The following is a 22,024-nucleotide window of genomic DNA, read 5'->3' on the forward strand; positions in this document are numbered from 1 at the left end:
AAAAATAGTTTATTAGATATAGCGTGATGATGGATAAGAGGAATCTAAACTGGCTTAAAATGAGGTCATTTGCATGGACAAGCTGTTCTATAAGCATTTCTTTTTGGTAAAGTCATAGTCTTAACTTTTTCCAATTAAAAATAGGCATTAGAATCAGGCACAATACCCACTAATCGTTCATAGTTTGTTGGGGAAAGACTTTGAATTATTTCCAATATAACGTAAACATATTACTTTTCTATTTTGATCGTTCTATTTTTTAAAAAGTACTTTCACCCCTTATTAAATGAATAATCGGAGGTAATGTTCGTGAACAATTTTCAAAATGAGCTACAAATGTTGAATGTTGGGGATTTCCATTCGAGTGATGCGGTTCCTTGGGACCCAAACCAGTATTACGATGAATCTGCCCGACAAATAGGTGGATTTGGTGGAATTGGTGGATTCGGTACATTTCACCGTTGTTCAAGTTGCTTTAGTTGTTTTCGGTGCTTCTTTAATTGCTTTAATTGTTTTAATTGTTTCCGTTGTTTTAGTTGCTTTAGTTGCTCTAATTGTGGTGGACGCTGTGGAGGTGGACACCGTTGTGGAGGCGGTGGACACCGTTGCGGAGGTTAAAAATTAGAATTTAATTACAAAAAAAATCTAGTCTATTAAAATGTGCAGCCCCTGAAAAAATTACTTTAGGGGCTTTCTCTTTAAGATTAGACATATAAGACAAATTTCTGTACATAGGATTATAGTGACAGTGAAGGTACAGAATCTAAAACTGGATATTTAGTAAAGGAGGAGCGAAATGACAAAATTAACCCCTTCTATGCGTCTCAAGGTAAAAAGAGACATGTTTTTTCTCTCTAATGCAAACAACGGAGTATATTTTCGGAACAATACAAGTTCGTTCAGTATGGAAGGAAATACAATCGATAAGTGGGTTGAAAAACTAATACCGATGTTCAATGGAGAGTATACGTTGGGGAATTTAACAGAAGGATTACCCGGCCCATACCGAGAGCGGGTATATGAAATTGCGGAAGCACTGTATCGTAACGGATTTGTTCAGGATGTGAGTCAAGATTTGCCGCATCAATTGCAATCTCATGTTACTAAGAAGTATGCTTCTCAAATTGAATTCCTAGAAAATTTCGGGGATTCAAGTGCTTACCGCTTTCAACTTTATCGTCAGTCAAAAGTTTTGGCAGTTGGATCCGGTCCATTTTTATTATCTTTGGTATCTGCATTACTCGAATCCGGTTTACCAAAGTTCCATGTACTAATTACTGACCAGGTATCTACTAACAGAAAAAGGTTGTCAGAACACGTCGCACATGCACGTCAAACCGACCCCGAAGTTATGGTTAATGTGTTAAACCTTCAAGAGGATTCGACGAGTTCATGGAGGGAAATTGTGCAAGATTTTCATTTCATTTTGTATGTGTCACAAGAGGGTGATGTTGAGGAATTGCGGGCTCTTAATGAGATTTGTACGGAAGAGAAGAAGGGATTTCTACCCGCTATTTGTTTAAATCACATTGGTATGGCTGGTCCTCTAGTGCGTCCTGAATCTAAGGGATGTTGGGAATCGGCATGGAGGCGCATACACGAATCTGCACTTCACAACGAACAGCCTTTATCCAATTTCTCTCAAATAGCAGGAGCAATGCTTGCAAATGTAATCGTCTTTGAATTATTCAAAGAGGTTACCAGAAGAACTAAACTGGAAGAAGAGGATAATCAATTCTTTTTGCTTAATCTAGATACACTGGAGGGTAACTGGCATTCCTTCATCCCACACCCCTTTGTGTCGGGATTTGCAGAAGCTAAACGGATACACGATTTAGATTTGCGGATTAAAGAAAAAGTTAGCGGTGGTGATGTGGATATATTGTTTCTATTATTCAATCATTTGACATCACCTGAAACAGGAATTCTTCATACCTGGGAAGAAGGGGATTTGAAGCAACTTCCCTTATCACTCTGCCAGGTTCAGGCAGCAAACCCTTTGTCAGAGGGTCCGGCTAAGCTGTTGCCTGAGATAGTCTGTGCTGGTTTGACTCATGTGGAGGCTCGGAGGGAAGCAGGTTTGATTGGAATTGAAGCCCATGTGTCTCAACTTTTTAATCATTTCTTTAAAACTCTACCACAAAATGAAGTAGATGCTAGTATTGAAGAAAAGAACGAATTTATCGGTGTAGGAATGGGGGAAACGTTAGCAGAAAGTGTATGCAGGGGATTGCAAAAGTGTTTAGTTAAGGAACTAAGTGAAAAAAATGTAGATCGGAAGAATACTGTTTCACTTGTTGAATTGAAATCATTAGAAGATAAGCACTGTCAGTTTTATATGCAGGTATTGACTAGGTTGAATGGAGCACCGGTTGTCGGCTTAGGGGAGAAAGTTTCTGGATTCCCTGTTGTTTGGATTGGTACTAATAACAGCTGGTATAGCGGTATAGGATTGACTATCACAAAGGCATTGGAAAACGCGTTAGAACACGCGATTATGAAGGCAGAAAACATTGGGGATTTACGAACATCTCATGCATTGGAAGTTTCTTCGGTACATCTGGAGGAATCTGTTCCACTTAGCCTTGAAATTCCTTCTTCTGAAGGGATGATACATGCTGAGATTTTGAATTCCGCTTTAAAAGTATTAGAACGTAACAATAAACAAATATTGGTATTTGAACTTCAAATCGAACCATTTTGGAAAAAGGAACAAGTTGAACTGTGTAGTGTTCTTTTGCGAAAGGTGGAGTCAACATGATGAATCCTAACGTGGTGATTATCGGAGAAGGTTTTTTAGCGGATCATGTGTCTGAAGAATTGGCCTCCCATTACATGTTAATTCGTCATTCCGATCTCGACTCAGGAATACCAGAAGAGACTAATTTGGTTTTAGTATTGCATGAAGCCTGGAATCCCTCCATCTATCAAAAGGCAGAAGAGTTACTACGCCCTAAGGGAATCCCCTGGTTACGAGGTTTTGTTTCATTTGGTGAGGGTGTGGTTGGTCCGTTGGTTCGTCCAGGTTCCACAGGTTGTTCCCAATGCGCTGACATGAGACGACTCATGGCTGGACGTGACCGAATAGAAATGCAGGATATGCAGAAACACCTTGCCGAACAAAGAGGAATTACTCGTGATGTTTGGGCATCTAACACGGGTCTTTTGCAGATGGCTTATTTGATTGTTGGAGAGGTCCAGAGGATTCTAGGCGGAAATATCCCTCACTCAGAAGGAAAACTGCTATTAATGAACTTGCAAACTCTAAAAAGCTCATGGCATTCCTTTCTTTCTAACCCTCTTTGTTCAGTTTGCGGCGGACTTCCCGAAGATTCAGCAGATGGTGCCAAAATTACTCTCCAACCAACTCCTAAGACCAGCCTTGACAGTTATCGATGCCGTTCTATAGACGACTTAGAAACATTCTTAGTAAATGACTATTTGGATCCTAAGACTGGCTTTTTAAATGGTAAGATGTATGACCTCTTGCCGCCTTTTGCCGATGTAGGTGTTAATTTGCCATTGTTGATAGGTGACGAGGGAGTTGCCGGACGGACTCATTCATACAAAGTAAGTGAATTAACTGCAATATTAGAAGGCTTGGAGCGGTACTGTGGTCTTGCTCCACGTGGCAAAAGAACTGTCATACATGATAGTTGCCGCAATTTAGAAGGAAAAGCACTTAATCCTCTCACAGTAGGCATTCATGAACCGGAAAAATATTCTCAACCTGGTTTTCCATTTAAACCGTTTGATCCTGATCGCTCAATGAATTGGGTATGGGGCTATTCACTTTTGCATGACCGACCAATTCTTGTTCCAGAGTTGCTTGCCTATTACAGTTTAGGCGATGGGGAGGGGTTCGTCTATGAAACCTCAAACGGATGTGCATTAGGTGGAAGCTTAGAAGAGGCTATTTTCTACGGAATAATGGAAGTAGTGGAACGTGATTCATTTTTGATGACCTGGTACGCGCGAATGTCCCTCCCCCAAATAGACCCATATTCATCTAACGATCGAGAATTGGAGTTAATGGTAGATCGTATACGTGCAGTGGCAGGATATGAAATATTTTTGTTCAACTCGACGATGGAACACGGAATTCCAAGCGTATGGGCATTGGCAAAAAACAGAAAGAAAGTTGGATTAAATATTATTTGTGCAGCAGGAGCGCATCCTGACCCTATTCGAGCTGTAAAAAGCGCAGTTCATGAATTGTCCGGTATGATGCTCACGCTTGACGAAAAATTCGAGGAGAACAAGGGAGAGTATGTTAATATGTTGCAGAATTCTTCTCTTGTTCGGAAAATGGATGACCATGGCATGCTCTATGGATTGCCACAGGCGGAAGAGCGACTAAAGTTTTTGCTGCACGAAAATCGTCCTTTGCGAACATTTGCCGAGGAGTTCAAGTTGAAGATGCCACATTCAGACCTTACCGAAGATCTTAAAGACATACTCCAGGAGTTTCGTCGATTGAAACTCGATGTAATTGTTGTGGATCAAACAACATCGGAAACCCTACGAAATGGACTTCACTGTGTAAAGGTAATAATACCAGGAATGTTACCGATGACATTCGGACACCATCTTACTCGAATAACTGGACTTGAGAGAGTATTGAGGGTACCGATGGAACTAGGGTATGAGAATCATCTTCTTACACTAGAACAGCTTAACCCACATCCACACCCGTTTCCATAAGTATGACTAGGAGGTAGTAGGATGAGTCTGGATGAATTTCTGCACAACTTACATTTTGACATTGATAAAGTAAGCCCGCCAGATAAGGTAGTCGATTGGGATGATTCACCTTTGACATATAAATTATACCGTGATTTGCAGAGTTTTCCGATGACTTTAGATGTCCCGTTGAAGCTAGAAGAGCAGGATGTCCCCAGCAAACCTACTCATAGCAGAATGGGGCATTTTCTTTGGTATGTATTCGGTCTTAGTCAAATAAGCCAATCCGCCTTCACAACGGATCAAGACGTTGAACTAATGCAGTCGTACAGACGGTATGTCCCTTCCGGTGGAGCTTTATATCCAAACGAATTATACGTTTATCTGAAATTGGAGGATTTGCCTGTTGGGGTATACCACTATGATGTAGCACACCATCGATTGGTATTACTACGAGAAGGCAATTTCGATTTTTATATCAACCAAGCTCTTGGTAACCGCATTGATTTGTCTACATGTTTTGGTACGGTTTTTATATCAACAATGTTTTGGAAAAATTTCTTTAAATACAACAACTTTTCCTTCCGTTTACAAGGGTTGGATACGGGTGTTCTGATTGGACAGTTACTCGAAGTAGCAAAACGGTTTGGGTTTGAGACAGGGGTGTACTTCCAATTCCTTGATAAGGCAATCAATCATCTTCTTGGGCTATCTGAAAAAGAAGAAAGCATATATGCGGTAATTCCACTTACTGTAGAAGCGACAAACTGGAATATTATTCAAAGTGACAGATACGGAAACGTCAATTCTGTGGAATTGGCTACTAAATTGAATGAAATTAATAATAATTACTATTTACGATCACAGAGGATACAAGAACACCCAATCTTAACAAAGTTGAATAAAGAGTCTTTTATTGAATCAACGGAATCAGTTTATAAAATCAAGCCCGAGGAGAGAATATTTTGTCGAGGTCCTAAAGTGACTCTTCCTAAAGTGAATCGTTTATCGTACGACCTTGCGTCGGTCCTGCAAAAGCGTTTTTCACCCGACATGGATTTCACTATTGGAAAGGTAACCCAATTGGAATTGGCTAGTTTACTACAAGAGGCAACAGAATCATTCGCATATCGAAATGACTTGGACAGCGAAATAAAAAGGAAAGATTCCCGTATCTCATTGTATGGCTGTTTCCATAATATAGAGGGAATTCCGGATGCTGCTTATTTTTATGATAGCAATAATCATTCGTTACGACAGATAGAGCCTGGAGACCATCGAATTACCCTTCAATACGGAATGTCTGCAGATAATGTAAATCTATTCCAAGTACCACTCTGCTTTCACGTGGCAGGAGATAGAGATCACTTTAAAACGTCACTTGGCCTAAGAGGATACCGAATTCAACAAATGGAAGCTGGTATGCTGGTGCAGAGATTACTTTTGGCGGCCACAGCAATTGGGTGGGGAGGACACCCACTTCTTGGATTTAATGCGAATATTAGCGATAAGATTTACAAAATGGATTCACATAAAAAAACAAGTTTAATCCAAATACCAATAGGTCCTTATCGACCTCGTCCATGGTTACGGGGTAGCTTACGTTGCTAAATTCCAAAAGAATGGTGGCAAATTAATTTTACTCCATGGCACGGAAGACGAGATGGTAACTCCATACTGCTCGATTGACTACTATAACCAACTTGTTGAGAGGTTTGGCCAAAACCAAATAGTTGATTTCCTGAAGTTTTACTTGGTTCCTGGATTCTCTCACGGGCGAGGAAACTTCATGGTAAAGGTAGATCTAGTAAAAGCGCTGGACACTTGGGTCACACAAGACAAGGATCCGGGCACTCTTAAAGGAGCGGATCAAAACCCTAACACCTTCGGACGTACCAGACCGGTGTGTCAGTATCCTACTTATCCGGAGTATAAAGGCAGCGGTGATATCAATTCTGCCTCTAGCTTTAGTTGCGAAAAACCATAGAATACAAGCAAAACCCGTGGATATTATATTGCCGCGGGTTTTGTTGTTTAACTCTATCACCTGTAACAATTTCTAATAGTTTAGTATTAATAGTAGGAAGCAGTACCATAAGTAATAAGTTTTTTATAATAACTAGTAACAGCACCTAGCATTCCATTAAATAAAGTTTTTTGTTATGGTTCCCTTTGTGTTAAAATTTAGATAATTCTAACCACAAGGGGTGGATGGTGTGAAATTTGAAAATCAAGTGGCGCTTATTACCGGAGGCACTTCTGGAATTGGACTAGCCGTAGCAGAACGATTACTTCATGAGGGGGGAAAAGTTGTCATAGTAGGTCGTAATAGGGAACGCGGAATCACAGCCCTAGAAAAACTCAAACAGATTAGTCCACATGTTCTTTTTCTATCAGTTGATGTAAGCAAAGGAATAGAAGTAGAACAGATGGTAAAAGAAACAGTGAACACATTTGGAAGAATCGACTTTGCATTTAATAACGCGGGAAATGCGGAAGGTACACCTGCATTGACACATGAATTCAGTGAAGAAGACTTCGATCATATGATGGGTTCTACAATCAAAGGAGTTTGGTTGTGTATGAAGTATGAGCTGCAAGCTATGATGGAAAATGGTGGTGGTTCAATCGTTAATACATCATCCCTGGATGCCTTAATTTGTTCGGCATACACGACAGCATATGCAGCTGGGAAAAGTGGCATTCTGGCATTAACCCGCGGAGTCGCCCAAGAATATGGAAGTAAAGGAATTCGAGTTAATGCCATTACACCTGGTGCAATCAGGACTCCGATGATCGAACGAAAATTTGATAACTTGACTGAAGAGCAATCAGAAAGGTTAGAAGAAAAGTACAACAGTCTGAATGCCCTAGGAAGAATGGGGACCTCTTCCGAAGCGGCAGATGTGGTAACCTGGTTATTTTCAAAAGAATCTTCCTTTGTAACAGGTCAAAATATCATTGTTGATGGTGGAGTTTCCATCGTGACAAAATAAAGCTGTTGGAACCTAGAACCTAGAATGGTCAAAAAGTGAAGTAAATAATAAACTAATCTGTTTCTCTTTAAAGTTACTCGTATTTGAAAAACTAAAAACAAACCATATATAGAATAGAAGCAGTGGATTCCGCAACAGAAATCACACTGCTTTTAACCATATATTAACCTAAAGGATTACTTATGTTTGGTGAAGTTATTATTTAGTTTACATAATATCTATTCTAGGAACTTAGATAAAATCACAAAATAAACAGCAAATCCATGATATAATCAAGTTAACATAACTTACTATTTGCGTTCTTCATTAACTTACATATCCAACTACACACTTTGATTCATTCAGGAGCTGATCTACAAATGCCTTATGAAAGTAAAATTAGACATCATAATGCCGATCGTGTTACCAAAAATACTACTGTTAGCCGCAGTTTACTTGAACAAATTAAAGAAATTGCAAACCACAAACAAGTTCCGTTTAATCAATTATTAACTGAAGGAATTGATTACGTATTAGAAACATATAAGAAACCAAAAGAATTTAAAGCCCCGATTAAACCTAAAGATCGCATCAAAATGGGCACAACTTTTAGTAATACTCAATATGAACTACTGAAAGATCGTGCACGGAGACTTCATACGCACGCAAACACATTAATTGAGATTGGAATGGAATTTATCATTAATAAATATCAAAATGGTTAATTCCAGCCTCCCTCGTATTTCTTTAGATTTTAGTTTACATAATATTATTATGATAAACTCTTTGTTTTTTTCTGAACTATTTTGTTCCTTTTTAATTTAACTTCCCACGTATGTTCATAAACTCATCTAATAACTCCTTCATCTCAGTTTGATTAAGCCTAATTGGCATTTGGTCATTTAACGTAATATAATGCTCCTGTTCCCCACTATCTACTTCTCTTGATAAGTAATCACAAATCGCTCCTATCCTCTCCTTGCTTATTACAGATTGTGTATTCATGTGTTTGAATTGCGTTAACACAAATGCTTCTTCTTCAATTTCTCCCATAATCAGCTTATTCTCATCCATTCATTGTTCCACCTTTCTTATCATTAAATTGCTCTTCCTCCCTCTTATTTATAACAACTAACAGCTTTAATCATTGAATCTTTATTTCTTTTCTTGTATGTTTTAATTATCTGGTATTGAAAGGATCGAGAATTAGATGACAAAAAAGTTATATTATGAAAATCCCTATTTAACACAATGGACAACCACAGTAACAAATATTATAAAAAAAGATAATTATTGTCTTGTAACCCTTGAGGACACCGCATTTTACCCTGAAGGTGGTGGCCAACCATCTGATTCTGGACAAATTGACCATATTCAAGTTTTAGATGTCTATTCAGAAGCCGGAGAGGTGTACCATAAACTTCCCCATCCCCCGGAAAACCGGACTGTAGAATGTCAAATTGACTGGAAGCTGCGATATGACCATATGCAACAGCATACAGGCCAGCATTTGTTATCAGCTATCTGTATTGAAGAGTATGATGCCCACACATCAAGCTTTCATTTAGGGAAAGATACCGTATCAATTGATTTGAGTGTTCCTGAATTTGATGCTGATCAGCTCCTACATATTGAAAATCAGGTTAATAAAGCGATCTATGAAAACCGTGAAATTAAAACATATTTTGTTTCTAAAGAACAAGCGAGTACCCTTCCTCTTCGAAAAACACCTGACGTTGAAGGAGATGAAATGCGTATTGTTGAAATTGATGGTATTGATACATCTGCATGCGCAGGCACACATGTGTCAAGTACTGGCGAGTTAGGACTTATGAAGCTTTTAAAAACGGAAAAAAGCAAAGGAAATACACGTGTATACTTTATTTTTGGCGGCCGTGCTTTAGAGGATTATCAAGCTACACATAGTGTTTTAACAACCTTAGCAAACAAATATAGCACGAATCGTGAAGGGCTAATCGAAAAAATCACTAAAATAGAAACAGATAACAAACAATTCCAGAGAGATATCGAGGAGTTACAAGGGAAACTTAATCAGTTCCTTGCTCAGGAGCTTATTCAAACTCATAATGATTTAATCATTATCCAATCATTCGATGAAAAAGCTTTAAAAGAACTTCAAGGAATTGCAAAACAAATTAATGAAGCGTCCAATCAATGTGTGATTTTTACATCAACACTTGAAAATAAACTACTTATCTCCCATAATGGAACGCTTCCCATTGAGTGTGGAAAGTTATTTAAACAAGAGCTTAAAAACTTTAATGGAAAAGGTGGCGGCAATAATACAACCGCACAAGCTGCATTCGATAACCTAGAAGATATGGAAGCATTTAAACGCTTTTTAGAAACAAAAATAAAAGATTCTTTATAAGAAAAAAGCTACCTTCAATGGTAGCTTTTTTCTATAGTTTATCTGATTTAAAGTTTAGATTAATGACACCAGCTTTTGTTAAAGAATCATAAAGAATCACTATTAGTGGACCAAGTAATAATCCAACAATACCGATTATTTTAAACCCTAGGTACATACTGATCAGTGCTGCTAAAGCACTTATACCGAAACTTTGCGAATAAACCTTCGGCTCGATAATTTTTCGAATCACGGTTATAAGTACAAAAAGAATCAATAATCCAATTCCAAGTTTCGTATTTCCGTTAATTAATACAAAAATGGCCCATGGAACGATAAATGATCCTGTACCTAATATCGGAAGTAAATCGACTAGTACAATGAGCAATGACACAATTAGAAGATACTTAACATCTAAAATCCAAAGTCCAATATATGTGATAACAAAAGTTACTCCACTAAGAACTATTTGAGCTTTTAAAAAACCGACAAATATCTTTTTCAATTGGGTTGTCACAATCTTCATTTTTTCAATTGAGCTTTCCTGCAGCATATCTTTAAGCCTGTTTTTAATTCCAGGTAGATCATTCATGAAAAGAAAAGCTGCCACTAAATATACAATAAGCTCTAATAATAGCTGAGGAAGACTTGAAACAAAACTAAACGTTCCCTCTGTTAAATTCCTTGCAGCAACGATTAATAAATCCTGGAAGGAATACAGGGTATTCATAATAGAATCCAAGACTTCCTTAGGTAAATCTTCAAAATAAGTTTCAAACTTTTCAAAGGTTGCAATAATTTGGTCTGTATCAATACTTGAAACATAAAACGGTATATTTTTCACGACTGTGATCAGTTGATTAATGATGACATTGACTAATAAGTAGCCCAAAAATAAAACAAACACCATAAAAATAACAAACGTTACTGTAACCGAATATATTCGTTTAAACCGGTATTTAGTTATTAATAAATTGACAATTGGCTCCAATAAAAGAGCAGTAAGAAAGGCCAAAATCAATGAAATTGACATTGGTAATAAATACAATAAAACAACAGCCAATATAACAAGAAGAATATTTCTTTTATTAATATATTTTTTAATCATTTTCGCAAAATTACCCACTCTCTATCCTTATAAAATTATTGTACAGTAAAGCAGGCATATTTAAAATATAAATATTTTTCAAAATAGATGCTTATGAGTTGACAATATTATTTCACAATTAAAAACAGCTACCTTATAGTAGCTGTTTTCGATTTTTATTTTATTTCGTCGGAATTTTCCTCATATGTGACAATCCATGTATCAATTACTTCTCCCGCTTCATCTGTATCAACTACGAATGAACCGTTGCTATAACGATCATTTGGACGTAAGGATTTTATTTCGACTGATTCGATTTTTCCATTTTGTGTTTTAAGGAAAAGTTCATCTAGATTTGTAACTAAATGTGCGCCTGCAATACGATGTGGATGATTCTTCAACTCACGAAGCATAACTAATCCACGTTTTGCTCTTGTTGCTTTTTCGAATTCTGTGATTTTCATCTTCTTGACTGCTCCACGCTGTGTAACAATACTTATCTCTGCTGGCGTTGATGGTGGTACTATAGAACCGGCAACAACATAATCGCCATCCTTAAGGTTGATACCTTTAACGCCTGCTGCTCTTGCACCAACAACGTTGACTTCTTCTTCTCCAAACCAAAGTCCATACCCTAGATGTGTAACTAAAAAGACATCCATATTGCCGTTTGTGATATGAACAGATACAACTTCATCATCGTTTTTCAGATTAATTGCAACGAGTGGTTTTGAATAACGTTGTGCTTTGTACATTGTTAGCTCTGACTTTTTCACCATACCGTTTTTGGTGATAAAGAGTAGATATTCTGGCAACTCGAAATTCGTAACTGGGAGTGCCTCTATAATGAATTCATCACGATCAATACTTATGATATTGGCAACGTGTTGTCCTAGATCTTTCCACCTTATATCAGGTAACTCGTGCACTGGAATATATAAGTAATTCCCTTTGTTTGTAAAGAGTAATAATGTATCGGTTGTATTGATTTCAAATTTGTGTAACAGTCGATCTGTATCCTTCATGCCAAAATCTTGGCCGTTTGATGCAGCATATGATCGAGGACTTGTCCGTTTAACATAGCCGTCCTGGGTGACAGTTACAATTACATCCTCAGATGGGATTAAAACCTCAAGATTAATCTTGATTTCTTCAATCTCGTCTTCTATTTTTGAACGACGATCATCTGCATAGGTTTTTTTCACTCGCTTCAGGTCATTTTTTATGACCTGAAATAGTTTGCGTTCATTTTGAAGAATTTCAACTAATTCACTTATCTTTTTATTTAACTCATCATATTCTTGCTGAAGTGCTGTGATGTCAGTATTTGTTAAGCGATATAATTGCAAGGAAACGATTGCTTCAGACTGCGGTTCTGTAAATCCAAATTTATCGATTAAATTATTTTTTGCGTCTTTTTTATCCTTTGAGGCACGAATTGTCGCAATTACCTCATCTAAGATGGATAATGCCTTAATAAGACCTTCAACAACATGCTGACGTTCACGTGCTTTTTCTAGTTCATAATGAGACCGATTGGTAATAACCTCTTTTTGATGGGCAATGTACGCATCCAATATTTTTGGCAGGCTCATCAATACTGGTCGTCTGTCCATAATAGCAACCATGTTAAAGTTATAGGTTATTTGAAGATCAGTATTTTTATAGAGGAAGTTTAGCACTCCCTGTGCGTCTGCCTCTTTTTTCAATTCAATCACGATTCTTAGACCTGTTCGGTCAGTTTCATCACGTACCTCATTTATGCCTTCTACTTTGCGGTCTAAACGAATCTCGTCAATTTTTTTAACCATATTTGCTTTATTCACTTCATATGGTATTTCAGTGACAACGATTTGTTGTTTTCCACCGCGAAGATCCTCAATCTCTACTTTTCCACGGACAATGATTTTTCCTTTTCCTGTTTCATAGGCTTTCTTTATCCCTTCAATCCCTTGAATAATACCACCTGTTGGGAAATCAGGGCCCTTAATCACTTCCATGAGTTCATCGACAGTTGAGTTTGGATTATCTATACGCTTGATGACACCATCTATTACTTCTCCTAGATGATGAGGCGGAATATCTGTAGCATAACCTGCTGAAATTCCTGTAGAACCATTTACAAGTAAGTTTGGGAACATCGCTGGTAATACGACTGGTTCTTTGCTTGTATCATCAAAGTTCGGAATGAATTCAACAGTGTTTTTTTCAATATCACGTAACAGCTCGGAAGCAAGACTTGAAAGACGTGCTTCCGTATAACGCATGGCTGCTGGTGGATCACCATCATTACTACCATTATTTCCGTGCATTTCCACCAGGACATTCCGAACTTTCCAATCCTGACTTAGACGAACCATTGCATCATATACAGATGTGTCACCGTGAGGATGGTAGTTACCAATTACATTACCAACCGTTTTAGCCGATTTACGAAAGCCTTTTTCAGCTGTATTACCTTCAACATGCATGGCATAAAGAATTCGTCTTTGAACGGGTTTAAGACCATCCCTTGCATCTGGTAAAGCACGATCTTGAATAATATATTTACTATATCTACCGAAGCGATCTCCAATTACCTCCTCTAGAGGTAGATCACGGAATTGTTCTGTTTGTACCATTTTTTGTTACTCCCCTTCTACGACCGATAAATTTTCATTGTCCAAAATATTCGAATCATCTTCAAGACCAAAGGCAACATTTGATTCAATCCACTTACGGCGCGGTTCAACCTTATCGCCCATGAGTGTTGTTACTCTTCGTTCAGCCCTTGCTACGTCATCGATACGGACTCGAATTAGCGTTCTCGTTTCAGGGTTCATTGTTGTATCCCAAAGCTGGTCGGCATTCATTTCTCCTAAACCTTTATAGCGTTGAATCATATACCCTTTTCCGACTTTAGCGATAGCATGCTTTAATTCATTATCATTCCATGCATACTCAATGACTTCTTTCTTACCTGTTCCTTTACTTACCTTATAAAGCGGTGGTAAGGCAATATATATCTTACCCGCTTCAATTAATGGCTTCATATATCGATAAAAGAAGGTTAAAAGCAATACTTGAATATGTGCACCGTCGGTATCTGCGTCAGTCATGATAACAATCTTATCATAATTGATATCAGCAATAGTAAAATCAGCTCCAACGCCACCGCCAATTGTATGAATGATTGTATTAATCTCTTCATTTTTAAAGATATCGGCAAGCTTTGCTTTTTCTGTATTAATAACTTTACCTCTTAACGGAAGTACTGCTTGGAAACGACGATCACGTCCTTGTTTAGCAGACCCTCCGGCAGAATCACCTTCGACAAGATAAAGTTCATTTTTATCTGGATTTTTAGATTGAGCAGGAGTTAGTTTACCACTTAATAACGCTTCGGATTTCTTTCGTTTCTTTCCGCTTCTTGCTTCTTCTCTTGCTTTTCTTGCTGCCTCTCTTGCTTGAGCAGCTTTTACCGATTTTTTAACTAGAAGGGTACTTACATCCGGGTTTTCCTCTAGAAAATAAGCGAGGTTTTCAGAAACAACTGAATCGACAGCTGAGCGTGCTTCACTAGTTCCAAGCTTTCCTTTTGTTTGTCCCTCAAATTGCAATAATTCTTCAGGAATACGAACGGATACAATCGCCGTTAATCCCTCGCGAATATCAGAACCATCAAGATTTTTATCTTTTTCTTTTAATTGTCCTGTTTTACGAGCATATTCATTAAAAGCACGGGTCAATGCTGTTTTTGATCCAACTTCATGTGTACCTCCATCCTTTGTTCTTACGTTATTTACAAAGGATAAGATATTCTCTGAATACCCATCATTAAATTGAAACGCAAAATCTACCTCAATTCGGTTCTGAACCCCTTCAAAAGAAACGACAGGATGTAGCACATCCTTTTCCTCATTCAAGTATTCTACGAACGCTTCAATCCCATTTTCATAATGATAAACCTCATGGAGATCATTGCGGTCATCAAAAATCTCAATCTTTAGCCCTTTTAATAAGAACGCTGATTCTCTTAAGCGCTCACTCAATGTTTCAAAATTAAATGTAGTCGTACTAAAAATCGTAGGGTCCGGCTTAAAATGAATAGTGGTACCCGTTTGATTTGTTTTTCCGATATTCTCAAGAGTAGTAGCAGGTTTGCCACCATTTTCAAAGCGCTGTTCATATACGAATCCATTACGCTTAATCGTGACTGTAAGCCATTCAGACAATGCATTAACAACCGATGCTCCAACCCCATGGAGACCTCCACTTGCCTTATACCCACCTTGTCCAAATTTACCGCCTGCATGTAGCACGGTAAAAATAACCTCAGGTGTTGGTTTACCCATTTTATGCATGCCAGTTGGCATTCCACGTCCTTTATCCTGGACACTTAAACTATTGTCTTTATGGATTCTAACAATGATGTGATTCCCATAACCTGATAGGGCTTCGTCGACCGAGTTGTCTACAATTTCATAAACAAGGTGGTGAAGTCCTTTACCATCAGTGCTTCCAATATACATACCAGGTCTCTTTCTAACAGCTTCAAGGCCTTCTAGTACCTGTATTGCATCATCATTGTAGTCAAATTGTTGCTTCGCCAAAAAACATACCCCTTTCATATACAAAACACTTGGGCTTTTAACCTTTCACCCAAGTACATAGCTAATAAATAGCCTCTCTCTATATAAGTAGTATCACTAATTTAGTTATTTCTTACTTAACAGAACAAATGTTTTGTTTTTTAATGCCTCACCTTTTATTTTATATCTTTATCAAAATTTCGCAAACCTTTCTCGCGAAAAGGATAAAATCCTTGTATAAGAACAAGGATTTTATCTCATGGTTTGTTATTTTGTCAAAGCATGTTCAACTTTTATACAACGATCCATTACAACAGTAATCCCACGTTCCTTCAAATAGTTGTATGCTTCTTCACTAACACATCCAAGCTGCGACCAAAACACATCCGCATCAATACCTTCAATTTCTTTCGCAACATCCATTAAATATTCCGATCTTCGAAAAACATTAACAATATCAATATGTCCTTCGATATCTTTTATTGATTTAACGGCTTTTACACCTAATGCTTCGTCAATAGTTGGATTTACAGGTATGATTTCATACCCAGCATCCTGCATAGCCTTACTCACCATATTGGAAGTTCTTTCAGGATTATCAGATAAACCAACAACAGCAATCCTTTTACTTTTCTTTAAAATGTTACCGAGTTCAGCACGAGTCGGAATTTCCAATGACATTTTATTGGGTCCTCCCTTTAAATATTCTAACAGATATTATCTCTCATAGTATTTCGGTCCCAAGCCTAGATATTCCTGCATTAATTTTGATTTTCAACGTATTTGAATATTTCTTAAGCGTTTTTCAATATTTTTTTGTCGAAATTAAAAGAAAAAATCAATGTAAGTAAAAATATCTTGTATAATGAGAATACTTGTACAAGCATGGTATTATCCATAAAGAATGATACAATGTGTCAGGAAGCACTTATCTTTATTATTTTATTAAAGGAGTTAAGAGTATGGTACTTAATATTATTATTATACTCCTTGCTTATCTTCTTGGTTCGATTCCTTCTGGATTAATCGTTGGGAAGATTGGCTATGGTATAGACATTCGGGAGCATGGTAGCGGAAATTTAGGTGGGACAAATACGTTTCGGACACTTGGAAAAAAGGCCGGCTTAATCGTTACTAGTGCAGACATCTTAAAAGGGACATTAGCAACTCTACTTCCCACTCTATTATTGAATGGGTCATTTCCAGATTATTTTCCTTTATTAGTTGGGATGGTAGCTGTTGTAGGTCATATGTACCCAATTTTTGCAGGTTTTAAAGGTGGAAAAGCAGTCGCAACCTCTGGTGGGGTACTGTTAGGTTATAACCCAATCCTTTTTATTACAACTTTACTATGCTTTTTTATCTTTTTAAAATTGACGAAAATGGTTTCACTATCTTCTATGCTAGTTTCCATTTATTGCGTGTCATTCAGTATTGTTTATAGTATTTTTATTAAAACTGATTACCCGCTAATCATTGTTGTCTCATTACTTGCCGTTTTCGTGTTCTATCGCCACCGAGCAAACATCGCTCGAATTAAGAATAAAACAGAGCCAAAAATTAAATGGCTATAAGAAATGCGCAAACGCCTTGTTCAGACCCGACAAGCTTAAGAAAAGCCGGCGAGAAGGATGCCTTCTATCCTTCTTGATGGATTGGCTAATGACCTCGAGGGACTAGGCGTTGGAGCTAGACATCAAAAATGGACGTGTGACCCTTCGAAAGTCACACGTCTTTCTTTTTTAAATAAATCGATCAAAAAACTCTAGTATTTTTCGATTTACTTTGATTTCATTTTCCTTCTTCGAGAAGCCATGCCCTTCATCTTCAAGAACCAAATATTCAACTTCCCTACCTTTATCTTGCAATGCCTGTACGATTTTATCAGATTCCGCTTTTACAACACGCGGGTCGTTTGCCCCTTGGATAACTAACATCGGTTTTACCATACCTTCTAAGTGGGTAATTGGTGAAAACTCTATTAACTTCTCTCGATCTTTTACCGGATCTCCAACCCATTGGTTCATAACAGGCTTCCAGTGCTCAGGAACCGAATTAATAAACGAGAACAAATCACTTGGTCCAAAGATGTCAATGACAGCTTTAAAGTAGTTTTGGTGCTTACCATGAAGCAAGAGTGCCATATATCCACCATAGCTACCACCTAACAGAAGAATTTTTTCACGGTCTGCGTATCCGTTCGCAATTAACCATTCAAGTCCTTCGATATTATCGAGACGAGGACCATATCCCCAGTCACCCTCTACCATTTTCGCAAATTTCAAGCCGTATCCAGTTGAACCACGGAAGTTCGGCGCAAAAATACTATAACCCCGATTCACTAGGAATTGAAACATCGCCCTAAATGACTTTCGTTCTGCAGCCTGTGGCCCACCATGAGGCCATAAAATGACATGTCCATTTGAAACATCCTCGTTTGCCTTAAACAATAACGCCTCGATCTCTAAACCCTCAAAAGAAGGATAAGTGATTACATCAGGTTGAACAAGTTCTTCTTCTTTTACTCCAGGAACTCCATAGTTCGTAATGGCTTCCCACACATTTTCAGTAGCCTTACGCTTATAGATGTTAAACGGATTTGTAGCAGAACGCCCAAGGACATACAGGTTGTCATTTTCTGTTACAATTAGTTTCTCAATTACGGATGAAGGCATATCATACTTTTCTACTTCTCCTGTTTCAATATGATATCCGTACAGAAAATCCTCAACACCCTTTTCACTCACAATGTAGATTGTTTGAGATTGTTTGTTATATTTAATTGATTTCATTTCTTCCTTTTCGAACGAAACAACTTTAGAGAATGTGTTTGTTGTCACATCATATTTAGCAAGATATGAAAAATCATCATCATAATCCGTTACTAGGTAAAGCGTAGTATCAGATGTAAATAGAACATCAGATACGGTGTGCTGTTGCTCTGTCTCTGGTGTTAAGCGTACTTCGTTGCCTTCTTTATGTACAAAGGCTAATGAATATGTATTGGCAAAATGCTTTAAGTATATTTGACTGCTTTCATCTGGGCTAAGCGCTAACAAGTAGGTGGCTGCATCTTTTCCTTCGTTGATAACCAACTCTTCTTCTGTTTCGAGGTTATAGCAATATGAATTCAAACACATTGCATTATCCTTCGTTGAAGTATAGTATAATTTCTTCCCATCCTTGGACAGGTGTACAATCATATGTCGGTGCCCTTCCTGAATTCGTATAGGCTTTAATTCCCCTCCTTGCGGCTGAAAGGCAAATAACTGTGTATTTTCATCGCCATCCTTATCAAATCCCGCAATTAAAAATTCACCATTTTTATCATAAGTAAGCTCTTGACAGCTTTGATCATTAAAAGTCAATGGATATGGAAAATGATTAGGCAGGTCGATTCCCCAAAGATTATATTTTCCACTTAAGTTTGTACTAAATACTACCTGTTTTTCGTCGGGACTAATCGTAAAATTCTGAATCCCAAAGGTTTTAAAAAATTGTTCTACATCAGGCTTTTGAAATTTCATCCTTAAACACCTACTTCTTTAGATTTCAATCCACATGCAAATAATTCGACAGTTTTCTATATTCTCCTGCCCATTTATTTCGACAGATGAAATATTCTTCAAATCATTGACAATATTCGATAAATTTCTAACATTTTTTCATAGTTTTGTATTATAGTAGAATTATCATATTCTGGTGAGGAGCAAATGTTATATGAGACGAAGCAGAAGGAAGAAAAGAGCATTATTTAGCACCAAATATCTCATTAGTACAATGATTCTATTACTTATTCCATTAGGCATTTATTTCTCTCTAACTAATGTGAATGCAAATACAAAAACCGAGGGATACATTACTCAAAATCATGAATTCAAAAAGACTGAGCAAAATTTCAAACCGTTTACAACATCAATGTCACTAGCAGCAATTGGAGATATTTTAATTCATTCTACCGTGTATAATGATGCAAAAACTGACAATGGCTATGATTTCAAGCCAATGATTGCAAATGTGAAGGACTTACTTGAGAACGCAGACATCACGATTGCCAATCAAGAAACAATTGTTGGTGGAACAGAAATCGGATTATCTACTTATCCGAGTTTTAACAGCCCCTATGAGGTAGCTGATGCATTTAAGAATGCTGGTGTAGACATTGTTTCTATTGCGAATAACCATACCCTAGACCGCGGTGAAAAGGCGATTATTAGTGCTACAAATTATTTAAATAAAATCGGAATGGAATATACAGGGGGGTACCAGAGTCCTGAAGATAAAAGTAGAATTAGGGTATTAAATCAAAATGGAATTAACATTGCATTTCTTTCCTACACTTATGGGACAAATGGGATTCCTGTCCCTAAGGGAAAAGATCACCTTGTTAACTTAATTGACATGGAACTCATAAAAAAAGATATAAAAGCAGCAAAAGAGATTGCTGATGTCGTATCAGTAAGTATGCATTGGGGAAATGAGTATCAATTACTCCCGAATGATCAACAAAAACAATTAGCACAACAGCTTGCAGATGAAGGTGTTGACCTCATTATTGGTCACCATCCTCATGTCTTACAACCGATGGATTGGTTAACAGGTAAGGATGGAAATCAAACCTTCGTTATTTACTCATTAGGTAATTTCTTATCTGGACAGATGTGGGATTATAAGGATATTGGTGGGGTTTTAAAAGTTGAAATTATCAAAGAAGTAAAATCAAAGGATGAATCCATCATTCGCATTCAAAACCCGCAATTTACACCAACGTTTGTATCAAACAGTCATAACAGAAACTTTAAGGTAGTACCTCTCGAAAATGCCGGCGCCGTCGGATTAAGCAATGCTTCAAGTAAATATGATGAAATGACCCACCATATGAATCAATGGCTTAATCAAGAACAGTAACTAAAAGACAAGGCACTTAAATGCCTTGTTTTTTCTATTCAACCTTCTTTTTTGCATTTTCATATGCCTTGTGCCATTCTGGGTAATGTTTTCTAATCGAAATTGGACGAAATGAATCTTTTTTCACACAAACATGTGATGATGTCGCATTTACGGAAACTTCTCCATCTGGGCGTACAATTTCATAGCCATATATGACTCTTAGTCCGTCATAATGTTCAATCCACGTCTTCACTAAAGCTGTTTCACCATATCGTAATGGTTTTTTGTAGGAAACCTGTAGATCAATTACAGGAGAAATAATGCCATCGCTCTCCATTGATGCATAGCTAAAACCTAAATCTTTAATTAATTGGGTTCTACCTAGTTCCATCCAAACTAAATAATTGGCATGATAGACAACACCCATTTGGTCTGTTTCAGCGTAACGTACTTCGACTTCTTTTTTTGAAATGAGCAATTCTAACCTCTCCCTATTTTGTTCTAAAGATGCTTTACATATATAGTAACATAAGTTGGAAAAGCCCTAAAAATGATTTCATTAGAAATTACAAAAATAGAGTACGCCATAAAAGGTGGCATACTCTACAAGTTTTACTTATAACCATTTTCGCGAGCGGCAGCTTCGTCCTTTATTTCTTCGCGCATTGCAGCTATAGATTCTTCACGGCGTTCGTTCTTTGCCTCGATTCTCTGGCGCTCTTCTTCATTTGAAAATTGCATTGAATCATGTGACTCCTCGATGTTCTCAATCGTGTTTTGGACCATGTCTTGTAGTCTTTCTACATTATCACTTCTATCATCTGGTTTAGATCTGTTGTGCGTCATTTCTTTTTCCTCCTATGTATTAGTAATACATCTCTATTTTGCTTCAGTTATGATCATTTTATTTCTGGAAAAAAAATAAAAGGACGTTTTTGAAAACGTCCTTTTACCCGTTTGTGCTAATGGTAGCATTATTCACCTTTAGTTTGCATAACTTGAGCATGCTTTCCTGATGTATCTTGCATTTTTTTCCCTTTATTTCCACCAAATCCACGTGGTTGTGTACCTATTTGGTTATTTTTAAATTGGTTATGATAATTTTTCGGCATTTTATTTACCCCTCCTCCTTTACATTATCACCCGGAAAGGGCTTTCTCATGTAAAAAGAAGAGTGGATACTCTATCCAAATAAAAGATTTGATGGGAAATTTACTCAGCTTTTTCTAATCTTTTTTGCTCAATTCTCGCCTCAATACGCTCCATTGCTTCTTGGTCCTTTAATAATTGCTGTTTGTTTTCATTAACCAAATCTGCAAATGAAACCTTTCTTACTTTTCTCAATATTCTCACCTTCCTCTATCTACCATTGTAATAGTAATAATCTCCAAAAAACGATTAAATTATTACAAATTTTCGAAAATTTATTTAAAAATTAGAAAGAAGT

General features: G+C 37.3%; 20 protein-coding genes. 10 read left to right on the top strand and 10 right to left on the bottom strand.

Annotated elements, in window-relative coordinates; genetic code table 11:
• The first annotated feature begins 336 nt into the window (after window positions 1-336).
• The 7 genes from CKK03_RS12450 (at window position 337) to CKK03_RS12480 (ending at window position 8,383) form a co-directional block, all read left to right on the top strand.
• Window positions 337-618: a heterocycloanthracin/sonorensin family bacteriocin gene (locus tag CKK03_RS12450; protein WP_245864124.1), complete on the top strand. Its 282-nt coding sequence runs from the start codon at window positions 337-339 to the stop codon at window positions 616-618.
• A 178-nt stretch (window positions 619-796) separates the two neighbouring features.
• Complete coding sequence (locus CKK03_RS12455; protein WP_099362904.1) at window positions 797-2,761, top strand: putative thiazole-containing bacteriocin maturation protein; 1,965 nt, start codon at window positions 797-799, stop codon at window positions 2,759-2,761.
• Window positions 2,761-4,704, top strand: a complete 1,944-nt coding sequence (locus tag CKK03_RS12460) for a TOMM precursor leader peptide-binding protein (protein ID WP_099363270.1) — start codon at window positions 2,761-2,763, stop codon at window positions 4,702-4,704. The genes CKK03_RS12455 and CKK03_RS12460 overlap by 1 nt, the downstream gene beginning before the upstream one ends.
• 21 nt (window positions 4,705-4,725) lie before the next feature.
• Complete coding sequence (locus CKK03_RS12465; protein WP_099362905.1) at window positions 4,726-6,294, top strand: SagB family peptide dehydrogenase; 1,569 nt, start codon at window positions 4,726-4,728, stop codon at window positions 6,292-6,294.
• A gap of 52 nt (window positions 6,295-6,346) precedes the next feature.
• A complete protein-coding gene (locus CKK03_RS24240) occupies window positions 6,347-6,670 on the top strand; it encodes a tannase/feruloyl esterase family alpha/beta hydrolase (RefSeq protein WP_425432864.1) in 324 nt (107 codons plus the stop codon).
• A 229-nt stretch (window positions 6,671-6,899) separates the two neighbouring features.
• Window positions 6,900-7,679: an SDR family NAD(P)-dependent oxidoreductase gene (locus CKK03_RS12475; RefSeq protein ID WP_099362907.1), complete on the top strand. Its 780-nt coding sequence runs from the start codon at window positions 6,900-6,902 to the stop codon at window positions 7,677-7,679.
• Window positions 7,680-8,038: 359 nt separating this feature from the next.
• Window positions 8,039-8,383: a hypothetical protein gene (locus tag CKK03_RS12480; protein WP_099362908.1), complete on the top strand. Its 345-nt coding sequence runs from the start codon at window positions 8,039-8,041 to the stop codon at window positions 8,381-8,383.
• A gap of 91 nt (window positions 8,384-8,474) precedes the next feature.
• Here CKK03_RS12480 and CKK03_RS12485 read toward each other — a convergent pair whose 3' ends face one another.
• Entirely contained in the window at window positions 8,475-8,732 is a 258-nt protein-coding gene (locus CKK03_RS12485) for a hypothetical protein (protein WP_099362909.1), read from the bottom strand.
• A gap of 136 nt (window positions 8,733-8,868) precedes the next feature.
• Between CKK03_RS12485 and CKK03_RS12490 the strand changes: the two genes are divergently transcribed.
• Entirely contained in the window at window positions 8,869-10,050 is a 1,182-nt protein-coding gene (locus CKK03_RS12490) for an alanyl-tRNA editing protein (RefSeq protein WP_099362910.1), read from the top strand.
• Window positions 10,051-10,081: 31 nt separating this feature from the next.
• On the opposite strand, the gene ytvI is transcribed toward CKK03_RS12490, so the two are convergent.
• From ytvI to CKK03_RS12510, 4 genes are all read right to left on the bottom strand, one after another.
• Entirely contained in the window at window positions 10,082-11,155 is a 1,074-nt protein-coding gene (gene ytvI, locus CKK03_RS12495) for a sporulation integral membrane protein YtvI (protein ID WP_099362911.1), read from the bottom strand.
• A 137-nt stretch (window positions 11,156-11,292) separates the two neighbouring features.
• Complete coding sequence (gene parC / locus CKK03_RS12500; protein ID WP_099362912.1) at window positions 11,293-13,737, bottom strand: DNA topoisomerase IV subunit A; 2,445 nt, start codon at window positions 13,735-13,737, stop codon at window positions 11,293-11,295.
• Between the two features lie 6 nt (window positions 13,738-13,743).
• Window positions 13,744-15,726 (bottom strand): DNA topoisomerase IV subunit B, encoded by a 1,983-nt coding sequence (gene parE, locus CKK03_RS12505; protein WP_180271246.1) that lies wholly within the window; start codon window positions 15,724-15,726, stop codon window positions 13,744-13,746.
• Between the two features lie 228 nt (window positions 15,727-15,954).
• Window positions 15,955-16,368, bottom strand: coding sequence for a CoA-binding protein (locus CKK03_RS12510; protein WP_099362914.1), 414 nt, complete (start codon window positions 16,366-16,368; stop codon window positions 15,955-15,957).
• Between the two features lie 281 nt (window positions 16,369-16,649).
• Here CKK03_RS12510 and plsY point away from each other — a divergent pair, with 281 nt between their 5' ends.
• Window positions 16,650-17,261, top strand: a complete 612-nt coding sequence (gene plsY / locus CKK03_RS12515) for a glycerol-3-phosphate 1-O-acyltransferase PlsY (RefSeq protein ID WP_099362915.1) — start codon at window positions 16,650-16,652, stop codon at window positions 17,259-17,261.
• Window positions 17,262-17,429: 168 nt separating this feature from the next.
• On the opposite strand, the gene CKK03_RS12520 is transcribed toward plsY, so the two are convergent.
• Window positions 17,430-19,214 (bottom strand): S9 family peptidase, encoded by a 1,785-nt coding sequence (locus tag CKK03_RS12520; RefSeq protein ID WP_099362916.1) that lies wholly within the window; start codon window positions 19,212-19,214, stop codon window positions 17,430-17,432.
• Window positions 19,215-19,407: 193 nt separating this feature from the next.
• On the opposite strand from CKK03_RS12520, the gene CKK03_RS12525 reads away from it, so the two are divergent.
• The gene (locus CKK03_RS12525; RefSeq protein WP_099362917.1) at window positions 19,408-20,595 is read left to right on the top strand and encodes a CapA family protein; all 1,188 of its coding nucleotides are present in this window, start codon (window positions 19,408-19,410) and stop codon (window positions 20,593-20,595) included.
• A gap of 34 nt (window positions 20,596-20,629) precedes the next feature.
• Here the strand turns inward: CKK03_RS12525 and CKK03_RS12530 are convergent, their stop codons facing one another.
• From CKK03_RS12530 to CKK03_RS12545, 4 genes are all read right to left on the bottom strand, one after another.
• Complete coding sequence (locus CKK03_RS12530) at window positions 20,630-21,055, bottom strand: acyl-CoA thioesterase (protein WP_099362918.1); 426 nt, start codon at window positions 21,053-21,055, stop codon at window positions 20,630-20,632.
• A 134-nt stretch (window positions 21,056-21,189) separates the two neighbouring features.
• Window positions 21,190-21,423 carry a small acid-soluble spore protein Tlp gene (gene tlp, locus CKK03_RS12535; RefSeq protein ID WP_099362919.1) on the bottom strand — a complete coding sequence of 78 codons (234 nt, stop codon included), beginning with the start codon at window positions 21,421-21,423 and terminating at the stop codon, window positions 21,190-21,192.
• Window positions 21,424-21,551: 128 nt separating this feature from the next.
• The gene (locus CKK03_RS12540) at window positions 21,552-21,689 is read right to left on the bottom strand and encodes an acid-soluble spore protein N (RefSeq protein WP_010282192.1); all 138 of its coding nucleotides are present in this window, start codon (window positions 21,687-21,689) and stop codon (window positions 21,552-21,554) included.
• A gap of 100 nt (window positions 21,690-21,789) precedes the next feature.
• Window positions 21,790-21,921, bottom strand: coding sequence for an FbpB family small basic protein (locus CKK03_RS12545; protein ID WP_099362920.1), 132 nt, complete (start codon window positions 21,919-21,921; stop codon window positions 21,790-21,792).
• Window positions 21,922-22,024: the final 103 nt, after the last annotated feature.

The organism is Fredinandcohnia onubensis, from assembly GCF_002734215.1.
GTDB classification, from domain to species: domain Bacteria; phylum Bacillota; class Bacilli; order Bacillales; family Bacillaceae_L; genus Ferdinandcohnia; species Ferdinandcohnia onubensis.

What these genes read in the sequence shown, in the direction of transcription:
- CKK03_RS12450 (WP_245864124.1), top strand. Translation starts at nt 337, where the DNA reads ATGTTGAATGTTGGGGATTTCCATTCGAGTGATGCGGTTCCTTGGGAC.
- CKK03_RS12455 (WP_099362904.1), top strand. Translation starts at nt 797, where the DNA reads ATGACAAAATTAACCCCTTCTATGCGTCTCAAGGTAAAAAGAGACATG.
- CKK03_RS12460 (WP_099363270.1), top strand. Translation starts at nt 2,761, where the DNA reads ATGAATCCTAACGTGGTGATTATCGGAGAAGGTTTTTTAGCGGATCAT.
- CKK03_RS12465 (WP_099362905.1), top strand. Translation starts at nt 4,726, where the DNA reads ATGAGTCTGGATGAATTTCTGCACAACTTACATTTTGACATTGATAAA.
- CKK03_RS24240 (WP_425432864.1), top strand. Translation starts at nt 6,347, where the DNA reads ATGGTAACTCCATACTGCTCGATTGACTACTATAACCAACTTGTTGAG.
- CKK03_RS12480 (WP_099362908.1), top strand. Translation starts at nt 8,039, where the DNA reads ATGCCTTATGAAAGTAAAATTAGACATCATAATGCCGATCGTGTTACC.
- CKK03_RS12485 (WP_099362909.1), bottom strand. Translation starts at nt 8,732, where the DNA reads ATGGATGAGAATAAGCTGATTATGGGAGAAATTGAAGAAGAAGCATTT.
- CKK03_RS12490 (WP_099362910.1), top strand. Translation starts at nt 8,869, where the DNA reads ATGACAAAAAAGTTATATTATGAAAATCCCTATTTAACACAATGGACA.
- parC (WP_099362912.1), bottom strand. Translation starts at nt 13,737, where the DNA reads ATGGTACAAACAGAACAATTCCGTGATCTACCTCTAGAGGAGGTAATT.
- parE (WP_180271246.1), bottom strand. Translation starts at nt 15,726, where the DNA reads ATGAAAGGGGTATGTTTTTTGGCGAAGCAACAATTTGACTACAATGAT.
- CKK03_RS12510 (WP_099362914.1), bottom strand. Translation starts at nt 16,368, where the DNA reads ATGTCATTGGAAATTCCGACTCGTGCTGAACTCGGTAACATTTTAAAG.
- plsY (WP_099362915.1), top strand. Translation starts at nt 16,650, where the DNA reads ATGGTACTTAATATTATTATTATACTCCTTGCTTATCTTCTTGGTTCG.
- CKK03_RS12520 (WP_099362916.1), bottom strand. Translation starts at nt 19,214, where the DNA reads ATGAAATTTCAAAAGCCTGATGTAGAACAATTTTTTAAAACCTTTGGG.
- CKK03_RS12525 (WP_099362917.1), top strand. Translation starts at nt 19,408, where the DNA reads ATGAGACGAAGCAGAAGGAAGAAAAGAGCATTATTTAGCACCAAATAT.
- tlp (WP_099362919.1), bottom strand. Translation starts at nt 21,423, where the DNA reads ATGACGCACAACAGATCTAAACCAGATGATAGAAGTGATAATGTAGAA.
- CKK03_RS12540 (WP_010282192.1), bottom strand. Translation starts at nt 21,689, where the DNA reads ATGCCGAAAAATTATCATAACCAATTTAAAAATAACCAAATAGGTACA.